The 18,319-nt window shown below is 70.4% G+C and carries 15 protein-coding genes and 2 pseudogenes; 7 read left to right on the top strand and 10 right to left on the bottom strand.

Features of this window, described 5'->3' with window-relative positions; all coding sequences use genetic code 11:
• Nucleotides 1-65: 65 nt before the first annotated feature.
• Nucleotides 66-1,079: a DUF3179 domain-containing protein gene (locus GEV07_17540; GenBank protein ID MQA04443.1), complete on the top strand. Its 1,014-nt coding sequence runs from the start codon at nt 66-68 to the stop codon at nt 1,077-1,079.
• Nucleotides 1,076-1,747 (top strand): hypothetical protein, encoded by a 672-nt coding sequence (locus GEV07_17545; protein MQA04444.1) that lies wholly within the window; start codon nt 1,076-1,078, stop codon nt 1,745-1,747. The genes GEV07_17540 and GEV07_17545 overlap by 4 nt, the downstream gene beginning before the upstream one ends.
• On the opposite strand, the pseudogene GEV07_17550 reads toward GEV07_17545, so the two are convergent.
• Nucleotides 1,674-2,562 (bottom strand): annotated as a pseudogene (locus GEV07_17550) (TIGR03619 family F420-dependent LLM class oxidoreductase). The gene GEV07_17545 and the pseudogene GEV07_17550 sit on opposite strands and share 74 nt — an antisense overlap.
• Before the next feature lie 117 nt (nt 2,563-2,679).
• On the opposite strand from GEV07_17550, the gene GEV07_17555 reads away from it, so the two are divergent.
• The 3 genes and pseudogenes from GEV07_17555 to GEV07_17565 all read left to right on the top strand — a co-directional run bounded on the left by GEV07_17555 (nt 2,680) and on the right by GEV07_17565 (nt 3,820).
• Nucleotides 2,680-3,045, top strand: coding sequence for a hypothetical protein (locus GEV07_17555; GenBank protein ID MQA04445.1), 366 nt, complete (start codon nt 2,680-2,682; stop codon nt 3,043-3,045).
• Nucleotides 3,042-3,431 (top strand): annotated as a pseudogene (locus GEV07_17560) (RNA polymerase sigma factor). Before GEV07_17555 ends, GEV07_17560 begins: the two are co-directional and overlap by 4 nt.
• A complete protein-coding gene (locus GEV07_17565) occupies nt 3,386-3,820 on the top strand; it encodes an ATPase (protein MQA04446.1) in 435 nt (144 codons plus the stop codon). The pseudogene GEV07_17560 and the gene GEV07_17565 overlap by 46 nt, the downstream one beginning before the upstream one ends.
• Before the next feature lie 2 nt (nt 3,821-3,822).
• Here the strand turns inward: GEV07_17565 and GEV07_17570 are convergent, their stop codons facing one another.
• Both GEV07_17570 and GEV07_17575 read right to left on the bottom strand, forming a co-directional pair.
• Nucleotides 3,823-4,569, bottom strand: a complete 747-nt coding sequence (locus tag GEV07_17570; GenBank protein MQA04447.1) for an SDR family oxidoreductase — start codon at nt 4,567-4,569, stop codon at nt 3,823-3,825.
• Nucleotides 4,562-5,797, bottom strand: coding sequence for an aminotransferase DegT (locus tag GEV07_17575; protein ID MQA04448.1), 1,236 nt, complete (start codon nt 5,795-5,797; stop codon nt 4,562-4,564). Before GEV07_17575 ends, GEV07_17570 begins: the two co-directional genes overlap by 8 nt.
• Before the next feature lie 53 nt (nt 5,798-5,850).
• Here GEV07_17575 and GEV07_17580 point away from each other — a divergent pair, with 53 nt between their 5' ends.
• On the top strand, nt 5,851-6,957 hold the full coding sequence (locus GEV07_17580; GenBank protein ID MQA04449.1) for a substrate-binding domain-containing protein: 1,107 nt from the start codon (nt 5,851-5,853) through the stop codon (nt 6,955-6,957).
• Between the two features lie 43 nt (nt 6,958-7,000).
• Here GEV07_17580 and GEV07_17585 read toward each other — a convergent pair whose 3' ends face one another.
• From GEV07_17585 to GEV07_17615, 7 genes are all read right to left on the bottom strand, one after another.
• Nucleotides 7,001-8,017 carry an LLM class flavin-dependent oxidoreductase gene (locus GEV07_17585; GenBank protein ID MQA04450.1) on the bottom strand — a complete coding sequence of 339 codons (1,017 nt, stop codon included), beginning with the start codon at nt 8,015-8,017 and terminating at the stop codon, nt 7,001-7,003.
• 125 nt (nt 8,018-8,142) lie between these two features.
• Complete coding sequence (locus GEV07_17590) at nt 8,143-9,522, bottom strand: MmgE/PrpD family protein (protein MQA04451.1); 1,380 nt, start codon at nt 9,520-9,522, stop codon at nt 8,143-8,145.
• Nucleotides 9,523-9,559: 37 nt separating this feature from the next.
• Nucleotides 9,560-10,768: a CoA transferase gene (locus tag GEV07_17595; protein MQA04452.1), complete on the bottom strand. Its 1,209-nt coding sequence runs from the start codon at nt 10,766-10,768 to the stop codon at nt 9,560-9,562.
• The gene (locus GEV07_17600; GenBank protein ID MQA04453.1) at nt 10,761-11,423 is read right to left on the bottom strand and encodes an FCD domain-containing protein; all 663 of its coding nucleotides are present in this window, start codon (nt 11,421-11,423) and stop codon (nt 10,761-10,763) included. The genes GEV07_17595 and GEV07_17600 overlap by 8 nt, the downstream gene beginning before the upstream one ends.
• On the bottom strand, nt 11,420-12,955 hold the full coding sequence (locus GEV07_17605; protein ID MQA04454.1) for a sodium:solute symporter family protein: 1,536 nt from the start codon (nt 12,953-12,955) through the stop codon (nt 11,420-11,422). The genes GEV07_17600 and GEV07_17605 overlap by 4 nt, the downstream gene beginning before the upstream one ends.
• Nucleotides 12,952-13,251 (bottom strand): hypothetical protein, encoded by a 300-nt coding sequence (locus GEV07_17610; protein MQA04455.1) that lies wholly within the window; start codon nt 13,249-13,251, stop codon nt 12,952-12,954. The genes GEV07_17605 and GEV07_17610 overlap by 4 nt, the downstream gene beginning before the upstream one ends.
• A 327-nt stretch (nt 13,252-13,578) precedes the next feature.
• Nucleotides 13,579-16,647 carry an AAA family ATPase gene (locus GEV07_17615; GenBank protein ID MQA04456.1) on the bottom strand — a complete coding sequence of 1,023 codons (3,069 nt, stop codon included), beginning with the start codon at nt 16,645-16,647 and terminating at the stop codon, nt 13,579-13,581.
• 290 nt (nt 16,648-16,937) lie between these two features.
• Between GEV07_17615 and GEV07_17620 the strand changes: the two genes are divergently transcribed.
• On the top strand, nt 16,938-18,317 hold the full coding sequence (locus GEV07_17620) for a beta-glucosidase (GenBank protein MQA04457.1): 1,380 nt from the start codon (nt 16,938-16,940) through the stop codon (nt 18,315-18,317).
• Nucleotides 18,318-18,319: the final 2 nt, after the last annotated feature.

Consider the following 18,319-nt stretch of genomic DNA (forward strand, 5'->3'; position numbering starts at 1 on the left):
ACCCCCTGGTGGAAGTGTGAGCGCGCTCACCGAGTCGGGCCGGTCCTCTTCGTTACCGTCGGCGCATGGACGGCCAGCCGGCTTCCGGGTCGAGCAGCCGACGCCAGTTCCTGAAGGGCGCGGCCGTGCTGGCGGGTGCCGCCGGCCTGGCCGGTGCGGGCGTGTGGCGCTTCGCCGGCGGCCGGGAGCCGGCTGCGACAGCGCCGACCGCGACAGCGCAGCCGTGGCTGGACCGGCTCGCGGACAACATCGTCTCCGGCGGACCGGGCAAGGACGGCATCCCGGCGATCGACGAACCGCGGTTCGTCCCCGCGCGGCGGACGGAGCTGCTTGGTGCCGACCCGGTGTTCGGGCTGGCGTATCGCGGGGTCGTACGCGCGTACCCACAACTCGTGCTGGTGTGGCACGAGATCGTCAACGACCGGATCGGCGCGCAGCGCCTCTCGGTGACGTACTGCCCGCTGACCGGCTCGGCGTTCGCTGTGCAGGGCGAGGCCGGGACCCGGCCGCTGACCTTCGGTACCACCGGGCAGCTGGTCAACTCGAACCTGTTGATGTACGACCGGGAGACCGAGTCGCAGTGGCCGCAGCTCGCCGGTACGGCCATCCGCGGCCGGCTGCGCGGCCACCGGTTGACCACCGTGCCGCTGCTCTGGACCACCTGGAGACACTGGCGCGAGACGCACCCCGACACGGTGGTGCTCTCCACCGACACCGGACACGTGCGGAACTACGGAGACGACCCGTACGGCACCTACACGCCACCGGGCGGCTACTACACCGGCGACGCCTTGCTGTTCCCCGTACTGCAGGAGAGCCAACGGTTCCGCCCCAAGGAGGTGGTCGTGGCGGTTCGGCTGGGCGACCATACTGCCGCGGTGCGGAAGCAGGCGATCGTGCGGCGCCGCAGGATCGAGTTCACCCTCGCCGACGTGCCCCTGGAGGCCGGCTGGGACGACCGGCTCGCCACGGCGAGGATCCGGCGCATCGACGGCGGCAGCGCGTCGGCCGTGGACTTCTTCGACGTGATGTGGTTCGCCTGGTACGCGTTCCACCCGGACACCGAGGTGATCGGGTGACCTCACCTGTACGCCGGGTCGGCGACCTCGCCGACGCGACCGTCGCCGCCGTCCGGCTGACGCCGGCCCGGGTGGGCCGGGCGTGGGCCGGCCGGCGGCACCGCAGGCTCGGCCTCCTGACCGGCGTCGTCGTGCTGCTGCTCTACCTGCTCGCGATCGGCGACGTCACCGTCGCACCGCACGCGACGGGACGCCCGGCGGTCACCGTGCCCGCGGACTGGCTGGCCAAGCTGACGGCGACGCGCGCGCCGTACCTCTTCGAGCCGGTGGCGGCCGTACGCGTGCCGTGGCTGGTCGTGTTCGTCAGCCCCGCGAACCTGTTGCTCGGCGGGCTGCTCGCGACCCTGCTCGCGGTCAACGTCGCGGTCGCGTCCCACCTGGTACACACCCGCCCCTCGTGCCGCGCGACGGCGTTCGGCCGGCTGGTCGCCGTGCTGCCGGCCTTCGGCGTCGGCCTGGCCTGCTGCGCGCCGACACTGCTGCTTGTGGTCGGTACCGGCTTCGCCGCGGCCCTCGCCCCTGTCGTCCTCCCGTTGCGCAGCTGGCTGTTCCCGCTGTCGGTGGCCCTGCTGCTGGCCAACCTGCTGTGGACGGTCACCCGCCCAGCTTCTCCGCCAGCGCGGCCAACAGGTCCGCCTGGCGCCCCGGTTCGACGGACGCGAGGTTGAGCGTGACGTGCATCTCGTCACCGCCGGCCGACTGCACCCGTTCGAGGTCGGCGAGTACCGCGTCGGTGAACATCGACGCGGTGCGCGGCGGGCCGTCCGGATAGAACTGCAGCGAGTTCACGATGACCGTGCCCGCACCGCCCGCGTCGCGGTACCAGCGGATCTTGTCGCGGGTCTCGTCCCAGTCGAGCGCGACGGTGATGCCCCCGTCCGCCAGGCGCGCGGCGCGCTCGATGGTGGTGCGGTTCATCGCGCCGAAGAGCAGCGGGATGGTGCCGCCCCACGGCTTCGGCCCGACCACCGCACGCGGGATCCGGCAGTACGCACCGTCGAACTCCACCGGGTCGGGCGCCCAGCAGGCACGCATGGCGGCGACGTGCTCCACGAAGCCGGCACCGCGGCGGCCGAGCGGTACGCCGGCCGCGGTGAACTCCTCGGGGATCAGCCACGACGCCTCCGCCACCCTGCCCGATGCCGACGTCCAGCCGGCCACCGGACAGCCGGTCGAGCGTGGCGAGCCGCTTGGCCAGCACGATCGGCGGCTGGAAGACCGAGTTCACCACCCCGGTCGTCAGGCGCACCCTGCTGGTGTGCGCGGCCGCCCACGTCAGCGCCTCGATCGGGTCCCACACGTGCGACTGCGGCAGCCCTTCCTTCAGCTCCGCCTCCGGCCGCACCGGCAACAACAGCCGTTCGGTGACGGAGACCGCGTGGTAGCCGAGCTCGTCGGCAGCTCGGGCGACGGTGGCGATGGCCTCCGGGCCGGCGTACGGGCCGAAGTGCGGCAGGCTCACACCGAGGCGTGGGACGTTCATCGTGCTCCTTCGTCGATCGGTTACCGAGTGAGTCGTTGCCACTTGCCAGGTCTTGTCAATACCGGGCCGGCGGCGACGACTCACCGGTGAGAGACCATGAGGAACGAGGAGGAGAACGTGAAGTTCTTGCTGATCATGCACATGAACCCGAAGATCTGGGACACGCTCACCGAGGAGGAGCGCAACGAGGTGATGAGCGGCCACGGGGCCTTCATGGACACCGTCAGGGAGTCCGGCGAGATGCTCGGCACGACCGCACTCGCCGACCCGTCGGAGAGCGCGGTCGTCCGTGACGGTGCTCCGGTGGTGACCGACGGTCCGTACCTGGAGGCCAAGGAGTACCTCGGCGGCTACTACCTGGTCGACTGCGAGAACCGGGAGCGCGCGCTCGAACTCGCCGGGCTGATCCCGGACGCCAAGGTCGACGGGCTCGGCATAGAGGTGCGCCCGGTCGTTTTCTCCGGTGACCCCGACGAAGCGTGACGACCACGGAGCTCGAGGACCTGTTGCGCGAGTTGGCGCCGCAGGTCCTCGGCACGCTGCTCCGCCGGTACGACGGGTTCGACGCGTGCAAGGACGCCGTGCAGGAGGCGCTGCTCGCCGCGGCGACGCAGTGGCCCGCCGACGGTGTGCCGGCCAGCCCGCGGGGCTGGCTGGTCACCGTCGCGTCCCGCCGGCTCGTCGACCAGGTACGCGGTGAGCAGGCGCGTCGGCGGCGCGAGGAGGCCGTAGCCACCCGGCAGGCTGCCGACGCCGACCAGGTGGCGGCCCCGGGCGAGCCAGGGCCCGCCGCTACCGACGACGCGTTGACGCTGCTGTTCCTCTGCTGCCACCCGGCGCTGACGCCGGGGTCTCAGGTCGCCCTCACCCCTCCGCGCTCGTCAGGCGCTGGTGGGCGGGCCACCGGGGTACGGTCACGTCGGTGCGGATCGACCTGCGCGTCGGCGGCAGCTGGCGGTACGCGATGGACGCCGGCGGCACGGAGATCGTCTTCCGCGGGGAGTACCGCGAGATCGTGCCCGGCGAGCGGATCGTCTTCACCGAGATCTACGAGGCCGGCCCGGGAGCGACGAACGAAGGCCCGGGCGTGCTGTGCGCGTATACCCTCACCCCGCACGCCGGCGGCAGCACGCTCACCATGCTGGTCGACGCGCCGGACCAGGCCACCAGGGACGCGATCGTGGAGTCCGGCATGGAGGCCGGCGTCCAGGAGGGCATGGACATCGCCGAGGAGCTGGCCGTCGAGCTCGCCGGCTGACGTCAGGTGACTGTGCGGCCGCCGTTGACGGGGATGCGCTGGCCGGTGACGAACGCCGCGCGGTCGGAGGCGAGGTAGGCGACGGCTTCCGCGACGTCCTGGGCGACGCCGAAGTGGCCGGCTGGTACGTCGGCGAGGTACCGGTCCGCCGCCGCGGGCGGGACGTCGCCGTGGCGTTCTGTGGGGATCCAGCCCGGGTTCACCTGGTTGACGGTGATGCCGTCCGCCGCGAGCTCCCGCGCCCACGACCGGGTGAGGCCGAGCTGGGCGCCCTTCGCCGCGACGTACGCACTCGCCCCCGGCACGCCGAGCTCGAACACCTCGGAGCCGATCTGCACGATCCGGCCGCGCCCCTGCCGCCGCATCGCGGGCACGACGGCGCAGGCGAGCAGGAGCGGGCTCTTCACGAAGAACTCCAGCTGGTCGAGCATGTCGCGCCACCGCAGGTCCGACAGTGCGATGTCCGGCTGCGGGCCGGTCGCGTTCAGCACGAGCACGTCCACCTCGCCGAGCGTCTCCACCACGTCCGCGTGCAGCCGTTCGACGGCGGCGTCGTCGGTGACGTCGGCCCGGAACAGCTCGGCCCGGCCGCCCGCGGTCAGCACCTCGTCGCGTACGCGCGCGGCGGCCTGCTCCGACGCGGCGTAGTTCACCGCGACGGCGAACCCGTCCCTGGCGAGGGTACGGGCGATCGCCGCACCGAGCCCGCGGGACGCACCCGTCACCAGGGCGACTGGATGCTCACCCACGACGGCTCCCCAGCGTCTTCACCGCACGGCGCACTGCGCCGATCATGTGGTCGACCTGCTCGGCGGTGAGGTGCGGGTAGATGGGCAGCTGCACCTGGTGGTCGAAGTAGACGCGTTCCGCAACCGGGCACTCGCCGTACCCGTGGCCGAGTGCACGGAACTCCGCGAGCAGGTGGATCGGGAAGTAGCGCAGCACGATCTCGATGCCCTCGACCTCCTGCAGGTGCCGGATGAAGTCGTCCTTGTCGGCACCGACGACGTGCGGGTCGTAGAACAGCGTGTACAGGTGGTAGATGTGCGGCGCGTGCGGACGTTCGGTCTGTACGCCGATTCCGGGCACGCCGGCCAGCCCTTCGTCCAGACGCCGCGCGATGGCGCGTCTCGCGTCGTTCAGCTCGTCCAGCCGGCCGAGCTGCGCCACCCCGAGCGCTGCGCTGAGCTCGCTCATCCGGTAGTTGTTGCCGACCAGGTAGTTTCCGTCGACGTAGTCGCGGGTGTACGACGTGCGCACGTGTGCGTCCCGGTAGTACGCCGGCTGCCCGTAAGGGCCGATGCGCGGGTCGGCACGCTCCTCGGTCCGACCCCAGACGTGGATGGTCCCGAGGTCGCGGGCCATCTCCGCGTAGGTGTCGTCGGACGTGACGAACGCGCCGCCCTCGCCTGTGGTCATGTTCTTCACCGAGTGGAAGCTGAAGCAGCCGATGTCGCCGATCGTGCCGAGCTCGCGGCCCTTGTACGTCGCGCCCGGCACGTGCGCGCAGTCCTCGACGACGGTGAGCCCGTACCTGCGGGCGAGCTCCATCACCGGGTCCATCTCCACGGCTTGGCCGCCGTAGTGCACGACCCAGATCGAGCGCGTCCGCTCGGTGATCAGCGGCTCGATGGTGCTTGGGTCGATGTTGAGGGTGTCCGGGTCGATGTCGGCGAACCGGATCGTGCAGCCGCGGGCCTGCAACGGCCAGGTGGTCACCCAGAACGTCTGCGGGGTGGTGATCACCTCGTCGCCAGGCCCCAGCTGCAGCACCTGGGCGGCCAGGAACAACGCCGTCGTGCACGAGCTGGTCGCCTGCACGTGCCTGGCACCGAGCAGCTCGCCGAAGCGCCCCTCGAACTCGGCGTTGTGTGGCCCCATCGCCAGCGTGTCCTGGGCGAGCGCATCAAGGACCGCACGCGCCTCCGCCTCGCCCATCCGGTTCGAGATCCCGCTGTAGGGAACGACGTATGCCATGACATCCACGATATCTGAAGCGCTTCAGAAAAGGTAGGGCATAGACTCTGGGCATGCCCGCCGAGCGGTACCGCCGACCCACCCTGGACGACATCGCGGAAGCGGCCGGCGTCTCGCGTACGACGGTCTCCAACGCGTACAACCGGCCCGACCAGCTGTCCGCGGACCTGCGCGCCGAGGTGCTACGTACGGCGAAGCGGGTGGGTTACGCGGGACCCAACCCGGTGGCGCGCAGCCTCGCCAGGCGCCGTTCCGGTGCGGTCGCCGTACTACTCGACACCAACCTGTCGGACGCGTTCTCCGACCCTGCCCTGTCGCTGACGCTCGACGCATTCGCCACCGTGCTGGCGCCGGACGGGCACGCGATGGTGCTCCTGCCCGGCCGCTCAGGCGAGGCGGTCGCGGACGGCGACGGCAACGGCGGCCCCGACGCGGAGCAGACCCGCGGTGTGCAGGCCGACCTCGCGATCGGCTGTTCCCTCGCGGACGAGGCTTCCGCGCTCGGCATCGTCCGCGACCGGCGGCTGCCCCTGGTCACCATCGACGGCCCGAAGCGGCGCGGCGCGTTGCTCGTGGGCACCGACGACAGAGCCGGCGCGGCGGCCGCTGCACGGCACCTGGTCGAGCTCGGGCACCGCAGGATCGGCATCCTCGCCAACCGGGGCGCGACCGGCACCCCGGGCGGGCGGGCCGATCTCGACCTGGCGGCACGCAGCCCGTACCGGGTGGACCGCGAGCGCGCGGCCGGCTACCTGGACGTACTGACCGCGGCGGGGATCCCGCCGGCCGACGTCCCGCTCCAGGAGGCGTCAGGCACGTCGCGGATCGACGCCGCCGCCGACGCCGAGGCGTTGCTGTCCGCCGAGCCGCAGCTCACCGGCCTGCTGTGCATGTCGGACGAGCTCGCGCTCGGCGCCGTCCACGCCGCGCAGCGGCTCGGCCGCAGCGTTCCGCGTGACCTGTCGATCGTCGGGTACGACGACACCCCGGCGGCACGCTTCACCGAGCCCGCGCTCACCACCGTCCGCCAGGACCTCGCCGCGAAGGGCCGGCTGGCCGGCGAGCTGGCGCTGCGCCGGCTGGCCGGCACCCGCACCGCCCAGCCGGCCACCCTCGGCGTCGAGCTGGTCGTGCGCGGCAGCACCGGCCCAGCCGGCTAGCGCCGGTCCCTGCGCTCCGGCGACACGGACCGAGCCTGGTGGCTCAGGCCGCCCTGAGGGTGGGGACGACCTCGCGGGCGAGTAGGTCGACGGAGTCGAGGGCGTGCTCTACCGGCATGCCGGGCCACTGGGTTCGTAGCAGGAAGTGGTCGACGCCGAGGGTGTCGCGCCACTTGAGCAGCGCTTCCAGGCAGTCATCAGGCGAGCCGACGATGAAGCGCTGCCGCGCCAGGTCCTCGTACGGGCGCTCGAACGAGCCCTCGCCGGTGATGACCTTGTCCTGACCCCACTGCGCGTAGACCTCGTACTTGCGTTCCAACCACGGCCGCGCCAGCTCTTCCGCGGCGCTACGGGTGGGCGCGCAGAAGACCTCACGCATCAACGGCAGCTCGGTGACCTCGCCCTTGCCCTCGGCCGCGCGGGTCTCGCGGAACAACCCGAGCTGCCGCTCGATGGTCTCGACGGTCGCGTGCGGGTTGATCATCCAGGTGTCCGCGAGCTTGGCGGCACGGGCGACGGCGGGGTCGCTGTTCGCCGCCATCCACAGCGGCGGTCGCGGCCGCTGCACCGGCAACACGTTCAGCCGCACGCCGTCGAGACGGCACCACGGCAGGTCGGCCGACACCTCGTCGCCGGTCCACAGCTCCTGGACGAGACGCAGGTTCTCCTGGAACCTGCGCACCTTCTCCCCGCCGTCGATGCCGAACGCGTCGTACTCGACCTTCCTGTACCCGAGGCCGACGCCGAACACCAGCCGGCCGCCGGTGATGATGTCCAGGCTCGCGTACGACTCCGCGACGTCCACCGGGTTCTGCAGGGCGAGCAGGTTGATGCCGATACCCACCTGCATGTCGCCGGTCTCGGCGGCGAGCCTGGCGAGGTACGGCAGCGGCTGGATGTGCGAAAGCGACTCGCTCAGATAGTGGTGCCCGGCGAACACCGAGTCCCACCCGTGGTCGCGGCCGGCCCGCGCGAGCCGCAACTGGTCGTGCAGCCCACGCACGAGGTCGCTGCCCGGCTGGTTCTGGTTGGTCAGGAAGAGCCCGACGCGCACTGTCATGAGGAGACCTTCCGGGTGAGCCTCGTAGCGAGCATGGAGCGGGTGGGCGGCGGGTCGACCGTACGTGAGCGAGGAGCGGAGCCCGGAAGGTCGACGGGGAGCACTGTCATATGAGGACTCCTCGCTCAGCCGCGGACGATGTCGGCGAAGGTTGCGGCGTCGTCGCAGTCGTCGAGTGTCTCGACCGCGTCGAGCACGCGGTCGGCAACCTCGCCGGCCGACACCAGTGCCATGTTGTCGCGGAACTTCGTGACGACGTCGTCCTTGGTCAACGGCCGGTCGGCGCTGCCGCGGTTGATCTGCTCCCGGTGCCGCAGCGTGCGGCCGTCGGTGGTCTCGATGATCACCTCACCGGAGTAGTGCCGCGGGAAGCCGCTGTCCGGGTCGGTCGCGTAGTCGACCCGGCTGGCGAGGTCGAGCACCTCCCGGTCGGCGAGCACGTCGTCCTCGAGCTCGGCGAGCGTGAACTGCCCGTGCGTCAACGCGGCGGCCACGCAGAACTGCACGCTGAACTTCGCGTCGTAGTCCGAGCGCGGGGCCAGCTTGTTCTGCACCGGCTCACACACCGTCTTGACCTCGCCCTCGGAGATCAGGCACCGCACCGACTTGATGTCGTCGGGACGCAGCCCGTGCTCGGACCCGAGCGTCAACGCGGCGTCGATGAACGCGTGGTTGAAGTGGCAGCATGGGAACGGCTTGACGGCGACCTCGAGCGTCGCCCAGTCCTTGCCGAGGCCGGCGGTCGCGAGCGCGAGGTCGCGTTCCGCGTCCGGCAGCAGGTGCGTTGCGAACAGCCCGAACCGGCCCTCGTACACCTTGTCAGGCGCGGCGAAACCCTGCCGCGAGTACGCCGCCGCGGTGATGCCGCTCACCCCGGCCCAGCCCGGGTGCATCCGCTTGGTCCACGCGCCGTCCTCGAGGAACTCGAGCAGTCCGGTCGCCATGCTGCCGACCAGACCCTGGGCCCCGGCGATGCCGTCGGCGGACTGGCCGTCCAGGCGGGCCGCGAGCGCCGCGCTGCCGAACGCACCGATCAGGCCGGTCGGGTGGAAGCCGATCTGGTGGAAGCCGCCACCTGCCACCCGGCCGAGCCGGGCCGCGACCTCGATGCCGAGCACGTGGCCGAGCAACAGGTCCCGGCCGGACAGGTGCCTGTGCGCACTCAGCCCCAGCGCCGTCGGGAACGCGCTCGCCGAGGTGTGTACGACGCTCGGCACGTGCGTCTCGTCGAAGTCGAGCCCGTGCACGAGGATCCCGTCGACGAGCACGGCGTCGCGCAGCCCGAACCGTTGCGGGTGCGCGATCACCGGTACGTCGCCCGTGCCGAGCGACGTCGCCGCGGCGACAGCGCGCTTGGCGAACTCGTAGCGGCTGGACGCGAACGCGACCCCGATGGAGTCGAGCGCGAGCAGCTTCGCGCGGTCGACGACGTCCGCGGGGAGGTCGTCGAACCTCAGGTCTGCCGCGAACTCACCGATGGTCCTTGCGATTGACGTGCTCGTCATCCGACGACTCCTCCCGTGGTGTGATGGTTCTACGCGCTCAGATCGTGCCGGCGGCTACCAGCGCCTTGCGTTCCTCCTCGCCGATGCCGAGCAGCCCCTGGTACACGTCGTCGTTGTGCTCGCCCAGGTCAGGGCCGAGCCACCGCAGCTTTCCGGGGCTGCCGGACAGCTTGGGCACGACGTTCTGCATGGAGAACTCGCCCAGCTTGCGGTGGGTCAGCGTGGCGATCGCTTCGCGGGCGGCGAAGTGCGGGTCGGCGAGCATGTCCTCGGCGGTGTAGATCAGGCCGGCGGGGACACCGGCGGCGTGCAGCCGGTCGAGCGCCTCAGACGCCGTCAGCTGCCTGGTCCACGCGGCGATCAGCTCGTCGAGCTCGTCCTGGTGGTCACCGCGACCGCGATGCGTGACGAACGTGCCCTCGGTGCCGAGCTCCGGACGCCCCATCGCCTCGCAAAACCGCACGAACACCGTGTCGCGGTTGGCGCCGATGATGATCTGAGCGCCGTCGGCGGTCGGGTACACGTTGCTCGGCGCGATGCCGGGCAGGATGGAGCCGGTACGTTCCCGCCGGACGCCGGCATGCTGCCACTCCGGCACGAGCGCCTCCATCAGCGCGAACACCGCCTCGTAGATGGCCGTGTCGACGACCTGCCCCCGTCCGGTGCGCTCGCGCTCGAGCAGTGCCATGACCGCACCGTACGCAGAGAACGCGCCGGCGAGCGAGTCCCCGAGCGACATGCCGATCCTGGACGGGCGCCGGTCGGGCTCGCCGGTGAGGTAGCGGACGCCGCCCATCGCCTCGCCCACCGACCCGAAGCCCGCCCGGTCGGAGTACGGCCCGGTCTGCCCGTAACCGGTCACCCGGACGACGACGAGCCCCGGGTTGGTCTTCGCGAGCTCGTCGTACCCCAGTCCCCAGCGTTCGAGCGTTCCTGGACGGAAGTTCTCCACCAGCACGTCGGCGGTGCCGATCAGCCGACGAATCAGGTCCTGACCTTCCGCCGCCCGCAGGTTGCAGGTGACCGACTTCTTGTTCCGCGCGATGACCGGCCATGCCAGCGACACGCCGTCCGGGCTGCTGCTGCCCCAGTCGCGCATCGGGTCACCGTGCTGCGGATCCTCGACCTTGATGACCTCGGCACCGAAGTCCCCGAGGAGCTGGCCGCAGAACGGCCCCGCGATCAACGACCCTGCCTCGATGACGCGGAACCCGTCCAGCGGCCCGGTCCGATCCTCGTCACTCACCTGCTGCAATCCTCCTTGGTGTTCGTGCTACCGAGTCGACGGTGCGTCGTGCCGCGCGCAGGTGCGACACCATCACCGCTTCCGCCCACGTGCCGTCGTGTGCGGTGATCGCCCGGACGAGCTCGCGGTGCTGCGTGAAGCTGCGGGCCAGCTCCTGCTCGTCGTAGTGGTGGAACGTGTGGCGTACCAACGAGATCGCGATGACGCTCTCCAGCAGCCGTGGCAGCAGCATGCTGCCGGAGGCCTGGTGGACCGCCGTGTGGAACTCCATGTTGAGGTCGGTGATCTCGTTGCTCGCGTCGACCCGCTTGGCGGCGACCGCCTCCATCGCTTCGCACAGCGACGTGAGGTGTGCGACGTCCGTGTCGTCGCTCGCGGCGGCCTTCCGTGCGGCGAACCCCTCGAGCAGCGCCCGCAGCTCGAAGATGTCCGCCACGTCGGAGCGTGCGAGCCCGGTGACCTGTGCCCCGCGGTTCGGGGACAGCTCCACGAGACCGTCGCCGTGCAACCGCCTGAGCGCGTCCCGTACGGGAGTGCGACTGGTGCCGAGGGCGGTGGCCAGCCTCGCCTCGCGCAGCCACTCGCCGTCCGCGAACTCTCCGGTGAGGATCTGCTCGCGCAGTTGCTCGTAGACGCTCCTGATCGCCTGGTTCACCGTTGGACTTCCTCCAGGGGTGGCGTGTCCAACGCCTCTGCGGTGACGTACTTCCGGGTGTCGCTGTCCTCCACCTCGCGGTGCGGCAGCACGAACGACCCGACCACGCTGATGACGATGTTCAGCCCGAGACCGATCAGACCACCGGGAATGCCGTGCCAGTCCTCCGCACCGGCGAGCGTGAGACCACCGGCGAGGAGCGCACCGACGAGCATCCCGGTGAACACCGGCCACGCCGACAGCCGACGCCAGTACATGCCGAGGATGAACCCGGGCGCGAGCTGGACGATCAACTCGAACTTGAGCACGAAGATCTCGTACAGCGTGCTCGGTGGGTTCCAGGCGATCACCAACAGCAGGCCGATCCCCACGATCCCGGCGACCTTGCCTACCAGCACCTGTTTGCGCTCTGGCGCGTTGGGGTTCACGTGCCTGGTGTAGATGTCCTTCGAGATCATCGAGGAGAAGCTGAGCAGAGCCGAGTCCGCGGTCGACACGATGGCGGCCACGACGCCGCCGAAGAACAGGATCATGATCACGTAGAAGAAGAGGTTGATCCCTGCGACCTGGTTCGCGATCCGGCCGACGAGCTGTTCCGACTCCGCCTCGGACAGACCCGGCATCAGCTGGATGCCGATGATGCCGATGACGAACACGACGCCCGTCGTGACGAACGGCATCCACGCCATCCCCGCGAGCGACCGCTTCAGCGTGCGCTCGCTCTTGGCGGCGTAGATCCGCTGGATCGCCTGCGGGTACATGGCGGCACCGAAGCCGATCATCACGATCATGGAGAGCCAGTTGATCGAGACGTCGAGGTTCGGCACACCGATCTTCTCCGGCTGCGTCTGCCTGAGGTGCTCCGTGACGCTGCCCAGGTCACCGCCGACGAGATAGAAGGCGCCGAAGAGCAGCGTGCAGATACCCACCAGCAGCGCGATGCCCTGCATCACGTCGGTGAGAGCCACCGCGCGCATGCCACCCACCCAGGAGTACGCCAGCATGACTACGACGAACCCGACCACGCCGATCTGGTACGGCACCGTGTCACCGGTGAGACCGGAGACTGCGTGCCCCATGGCGACGAGCTGCTCGAGCAGGTAGTTGCCCAGGCCCCACAGCATCAGCAGGGTCGCGAGGATGGCCGTGGCGGACGACCGGAAGCGGTGGCGGATCCAGTCCGTGGGCGTCACGAAGCCCTCGCGCTTGGCGATGACGTAGAGCCGCGGCGCGAACAGCAGGTACACGGCGATGATGCCGATCATGAACGGCACCGACTGCCACCACGAGAAGCCGGCCCGGTAGGCGGCTGGCGCATAACCGACGACCGCGTTGCCGCTGTACTGCGTCGCGTAGAGCGTGAAGAACAGCGCGACGAAGCCGAGCCCGCCGCCGGCCAGGTAGTAGCCCTTCATGGTCTTACGGGCGCCCGGGCGGTACCGGCCGGCGAAGTAGCCGATGACCAGCATGAGTACCGCGTAGGTAATGAGTACCGCGATGCCGCTGGCGCCTGCGAACGCGAGTTCCATCAGGACTCACCGCCCTCGGTCGCCGACTTGTCGGCAGCCTCGGCCGCCGTCTCGCGCGGCTCGGCCACCGACCACCACCGCAGGCAGGCCAGGCATACGGTCGCGGACAGGACCACGGCCGCGATCCCGGCGATGATCAGCCAGAACGGCACGCCGAACCAGAGCGGGTCGATGGTGCCTTCGCGCAGGTACAGCGGCACGCCCACGACGACGCTGAGAACGATCACCACCCAGAGCCAGGGACGCCGTATCGGTTCGCGTGTCGCCTCGTCCGGCGGCCGACGTGTGGGAGCGGACATGGGTGCCTCCTTGCATCCCCCGCGGACGACAGTGTGAGCCAGGCCACCGCAGATCGTACACAATCCGAGGCACGTCGTACAGACCTCACCGTCGCCCGAGGACAGGACGAGATCGCGATACTCCCATAGAAATATCGGCTCTGGCCCGGTTAGGGCAGGTGTCGCGCCACCAGTCGCCATCCCTCAGGGGGACATATTGAACACAATTCTGCGTCCGCCTGACCTGCGGTCTGGCGAGCCAAACGCACCGTGATCACATCGCGATCCGCGCCACGGACGCCTCAACGGCCGGCGGCGCTCCCGGCACGCCGACTGGGTGGCGGAGCTTCACTTCCTGACCCGTGCCGCCACCCGGTCGACGGCAGCGTCCGGCTCGAGGTACGCCTCCCAGCCGGGAACGCGCACGACCGGACGTCCCATCGCCTTCACCCGGGCGTCTCTCCACGCGAGCTGACGAACGACGCGCACCGGGTCGTGGCCGGGAGCGAGCTCGGTCACCTCGACGTCCAGCATGGTCCCCTGCGGTCCGCGGATCGTCAGCGTCGTCGCATAGCCCTCCACCGAGCCACCGACCTTGGCCGCGATCCCCCGATCCGCCAACGCCGCCACCGCCGCCACCGCAGGTGTGGGCTCTGCGGCGGGCGCCACTCCGTCACCGTCGGCCGCATTCGCCAGGGCGACCAAGGTCGTCGCACCCAGGCGCTGCAGCTCGACCCGGTCGCCGAACACGACGAGATGCCGTTGCGCCCGACTCACGGCGACGTTGACCAGGTTGCGCTCCTTCTCCAACCAGCCGACCGTCCCCGCGGACGCCTCCTTCGACAGCACCGCGGAGAACAGCATGGTGTGGCGAGCCGCTCCCTGGAAAGTGTGCGCAGTTCCTATCTTCACCTTTTCGAACCGACCGTCCGGTGCAGCACGGCGCAACCCGCGCCCGATCTGGCCCGCCTGGGCCCGGAACGGCGTGACCACGCCGATGGCTTCCGGCGGCACCTCGGCTCGGCGGATCCAGTCGACGATCGCAGCGGCTTCCGCCTCGTTCACCGAGCTCTGCCCGGCGGGTCCTGGCGCCGTCGTCCCGATGACGTCCCGCCATTCCAGACCACGAGGAGATCGGTCCTCGACGTCGACCTCGGTCAGTACCCGCAGCCGGCCCTCGTAGAACTGCTCGTTACAGAACCCGATGATCTCTGGATGGCACCGGTAGTGCTCGTCCAGCAAATAGGGACCGCCGGGCACCCGAGCAGCGAACGCGGTGAAGGCGGAGTCCTCGCCGTGGGTCTGGTGCACCTCGACCAGCGCCTCATGGGTCGTGCCGTGCTGCGCGGCGATCCGATGTAGCTGCGCGCTAGCTGTGGTGACGACGGGCGCGACCTGGTGTGGGTCGCCGATGACGACCAACCGCTTCGCCCGGTAGGCCAGCGGCAGTACCTGGGCCAGGTTGCACTGGCTCGCCTCGTCGATGACCACGAGGTCGATGCTGCCCGCCCGGCAGTCGAAGTTCCCGCGTACCGACAGGGCGGACGTAGCCCACCCCTTGACGGCCCGCATCACCTCCCCCATTGCCGACCGGTTGGAGCTGTCGTCACCCAGGACATCCACCAACCGCTGGAGCGCTTCCCGCCCGGCCGCGTATCCCTGGACGAGCCGACCCACGACCACGTCTCTCGACACGTCCTGCCAGGCCGCCTCCGCCGCCGTCAGGTCCGCACACATCCGCTCGACGTCTACCTCGCGCAGCTTCACCTCGGCGGCAGCCTGGTACCGCTCCTCGGCCGCTGCCCAGCCGGTCAGGTCCGCGATCGGCACTGCGCTGTCAGCCAGTCCGACGCTGCGGAGGCACCTGCGTGCTCGCCACCCGGCGAGCCGGCGCCACCGCGTACCAAGCGCGCGTTCCGCCCGCCGCCGCAGCGCGGTGTACTGGATGTCCGCCGGGGACTGCCCGTCCGGCCAGACCAACCGCCTCGCCCGGTCTCGGGCCGTCGCCGCGTCGAGCAGGCGCTGGGCACCCTGCAGGTACGACCGCAGCTCCCTCCGCAACTGGTCGAGCTCCATCCGCGGCGGCTGCAGGTCGCCTGGGTCGCCCGACGGTGCCTCGCCCACACCCTCGGCGAGGAGGGTCTCGAGCTGAGACCTGAGGCGCGTCTGCTTCTCCTTGTTGCCGGTCCGCAGCAGCAGAGCGGGATGGACGGCCTTCGCCTTGTCCTCGATGACGTCGTCGACCGGGGCATTGTTGGTCGAGGCGAGCAGGACCGACTCCTCCCTCAGCCAGGCCTCCGCCACGATGCCCGCAACGATCTGGCTCTTCCCCGTGCCCGGTGGACCGGTGATCACCGTCAACGGCGCCGTCGCGGCCGAGGCGAGTGCCTGTTGCTGCGCGTCGTTCAGGGTGATCGCGCAGGACTCGGCCACGCCCGTGCACTCTGGTGGCTGCTCGAACAGGAACCTTGCGGCACTCCGGTCGACGTCGGTCGCCTCGGCCATCCAGTTCAGGTCCTTGATGAGGTTACGGGCCGGGGCGTCCATCAAGCCACGGCAGGCCATGGCGAGGTTGAAGATGCCGGGCACCTGTGGTCGAAAAAGCTCACCAGTCGACGTACGGTTGAGCAGCGCAGTCGGGTCAAGCCCTCCGACCGGAAAGCCGAAAGCGGCAGCGAGCGTCTCGGCCAAGGCAGTCAGTGCGACAGCCTTCCCGAAGTCGAGCACAGCATCGGGGATCGCCGCCTCGATGGCCTCCCGATTCTCCGCCCGCCACCACCTGCGGTCGAGGAGCTTGGTGTTGATCTGGGGCACCACACTGGCGAGCGGTACACCGGCGCCGCCCGGTTCGTCGAGCTGGCGCAGGAAGAGCGGAGCGACGTACGGGACGCCACCGCCATCGGTCACGACGACGACCGGCCAGCCGTAGTACACGGCCTCGAATTCGCCAAGTTCCTCGAACAGCGGTGTGAGCTCGGGCGAGGCCGGCAGCAGCTGGTCGTTTCCGCTGAGGACGCTCTCGATCCACAGGTCAAGCGGCGTCCACAGGTGCTGGTCCCGCTGCCGGACGGGATCGGGCAAGCTCTCCCACTCCACACATGCAGTGAGGTAGCGCACCAGGGTGGACCAGTGCCGTGACGGCTTCGGCCGCGGCGCTGCCCCACCGGCCGAGGTCGACCGTGGTGCGGAACGGGCAGCGCCCGTCGCCGCCCGCCCGACCCGGTCCTCTGGGCGCACACCGCCGCTCACCGTGCCGCACGGGTCACAGACGATGTGCCAGCGGCCACCGTCCAGGGGCTTCCCCAGCACCATCGTCTCGACCGGCAGGAACACGTCGCACTGCGCGCACCGGTTGTTCCGCTTGCTCCGAAACCGCCGGTGTTCCTCGAAGCCCGGGCGGCGAACCACACTGGCCATCTCCGACCCCCATACCGTGACGTCCTGCCGCGATGACACGTCGTAGTCGATCGACTACGGAGACACCGTAGGAGTGATCCCTCCGCAGCACGCCAGAAAACGGCGTGGAGCCGCCGATGGCCACCGTGCGTAATGCTCGGTGAAGCGACTCGCCAGCCGGTACCGGTGAACCCGGGGAGGGCCTGCCGCAGGTACGACGCTCGCGAACGTGGCGCGTAAGGTCGTGGTCGCCACCGGCTGTCTCCCTTCGGTGTTGCGGTGTCCGGCCGCACCGAGAAGAAGGACCGACCATGCCCAGCCCGGATCTGCCCACCTTTCCCGCCGGCTTCGCGTGGGGCGCCGCCACGGCCGCGTACCAGATCGAAGGGGCGGTCGACGCGGACGGGCGCGGGCCGTCGATCTGGGACACGTTCAGCCACACCCCGGGCAAGGTGGCGAACGGCGACACCGGCAACATCGCCTGCGACCACTACCACCGGTACCGCGAGGACGTCGCGCTGCTGGCAGGGCTGGGCGTCGACGCGTACCGGTTCTCGGTGGCGTGGCCGCGGATCCAGCCGCCCGGCAAGGGACCGGCGAACCAGGCCGGCCTGGACTTCTACCGACGACTCGTGGACGAGCTGCTGGCGACGGGGATCCGTCCCTGCGCGACGCTCTACCACTGGGACCTGCCGCAGGCGCTGGAGGACACCGGCGGCTGGCGGGTGCGGGAGACGGCGGAACGGTTCGCCGAGTACGCGGCCCTCGTACACGCGGCGCTCGGCGACCGGGTATCGCAGTGGATCACGCTCAACGAGCCGTTCTGCAGCGCGTTCACCGGCTACGCGATGGGGCGCCACGCGCCCGGCGCGCGCGAGGGTCACGGGGCGCTGGCCGCAGCGCACCACCTGCTCGTAGCGCACGGCCTCGCCGTCGACGCCATGCGTGCCGACGGGCACGGCGCGGAGCTCGGCATCACGCTGAACCTCAACCACGTCACCCCGGCGACCGACACACCCGCGGACGTCGCCGCGGCGACCCGCGCCGACCTGCTCGCCAACCGCGTCTTCACCGAGCCGCTGCTCGCCGGCCGGTACCCGGAGGACGAAGCGGACGTGTGGGGTCCGATCACCGACTTCGGTTTCCGCCGCGACGGCGACCTCGCGGTGGTCGGCGCACCGGTCGACTTCCTCGGCGTGAACAACTACTTCCCCGGCTACGCCAAGCACGTCCCCGACGTCGAACCCGACCCGGCGAGACGCACCGCCGACGACATCGGCGTGCTGGAGAACCCGCCGGCCGAGCTGTCCCGTACGGCAATGGGTTGGCCGGTGGAGGCCGACGGGCTACGCCGGTTGCTGACCTGGCTCACCACCAGGTACGAGAACGTGCCGCCGGTCTACGTCACGGAGAACGGCGTCGCGTACCCCGACACGGTCGTCGACGGCGCTGTGCACGACGCCGACCGCATCGCCTACCTGGACAGCCACCTGCGTGCCGTGCATGCCGCGATCACCGAAGGGGTCGACGTGCGCGGGTACTTCTGCTGGTCGCTGCTGGACAACTTCGAATGGTCGTTCGGCTACGCGAAGCGGTTCGGTCTGGTGCACGTCGACTACCCGACCGGTCGCCGACTGCCGAAGGCGAGCTACCACTGGTACCGCGAGGCGATCGCCTCGGCACGTCGTTGAGC

The sequence above is a fragment of the Streptosporangiales bacterium genome, from assembly GCA_009379825.1.
In the GTDB taxonomy this organism is placed as follows: Bacteria; Actinomycetota; Actinomycetes; order Streptosporangiales; family WHST01; genus WHST01.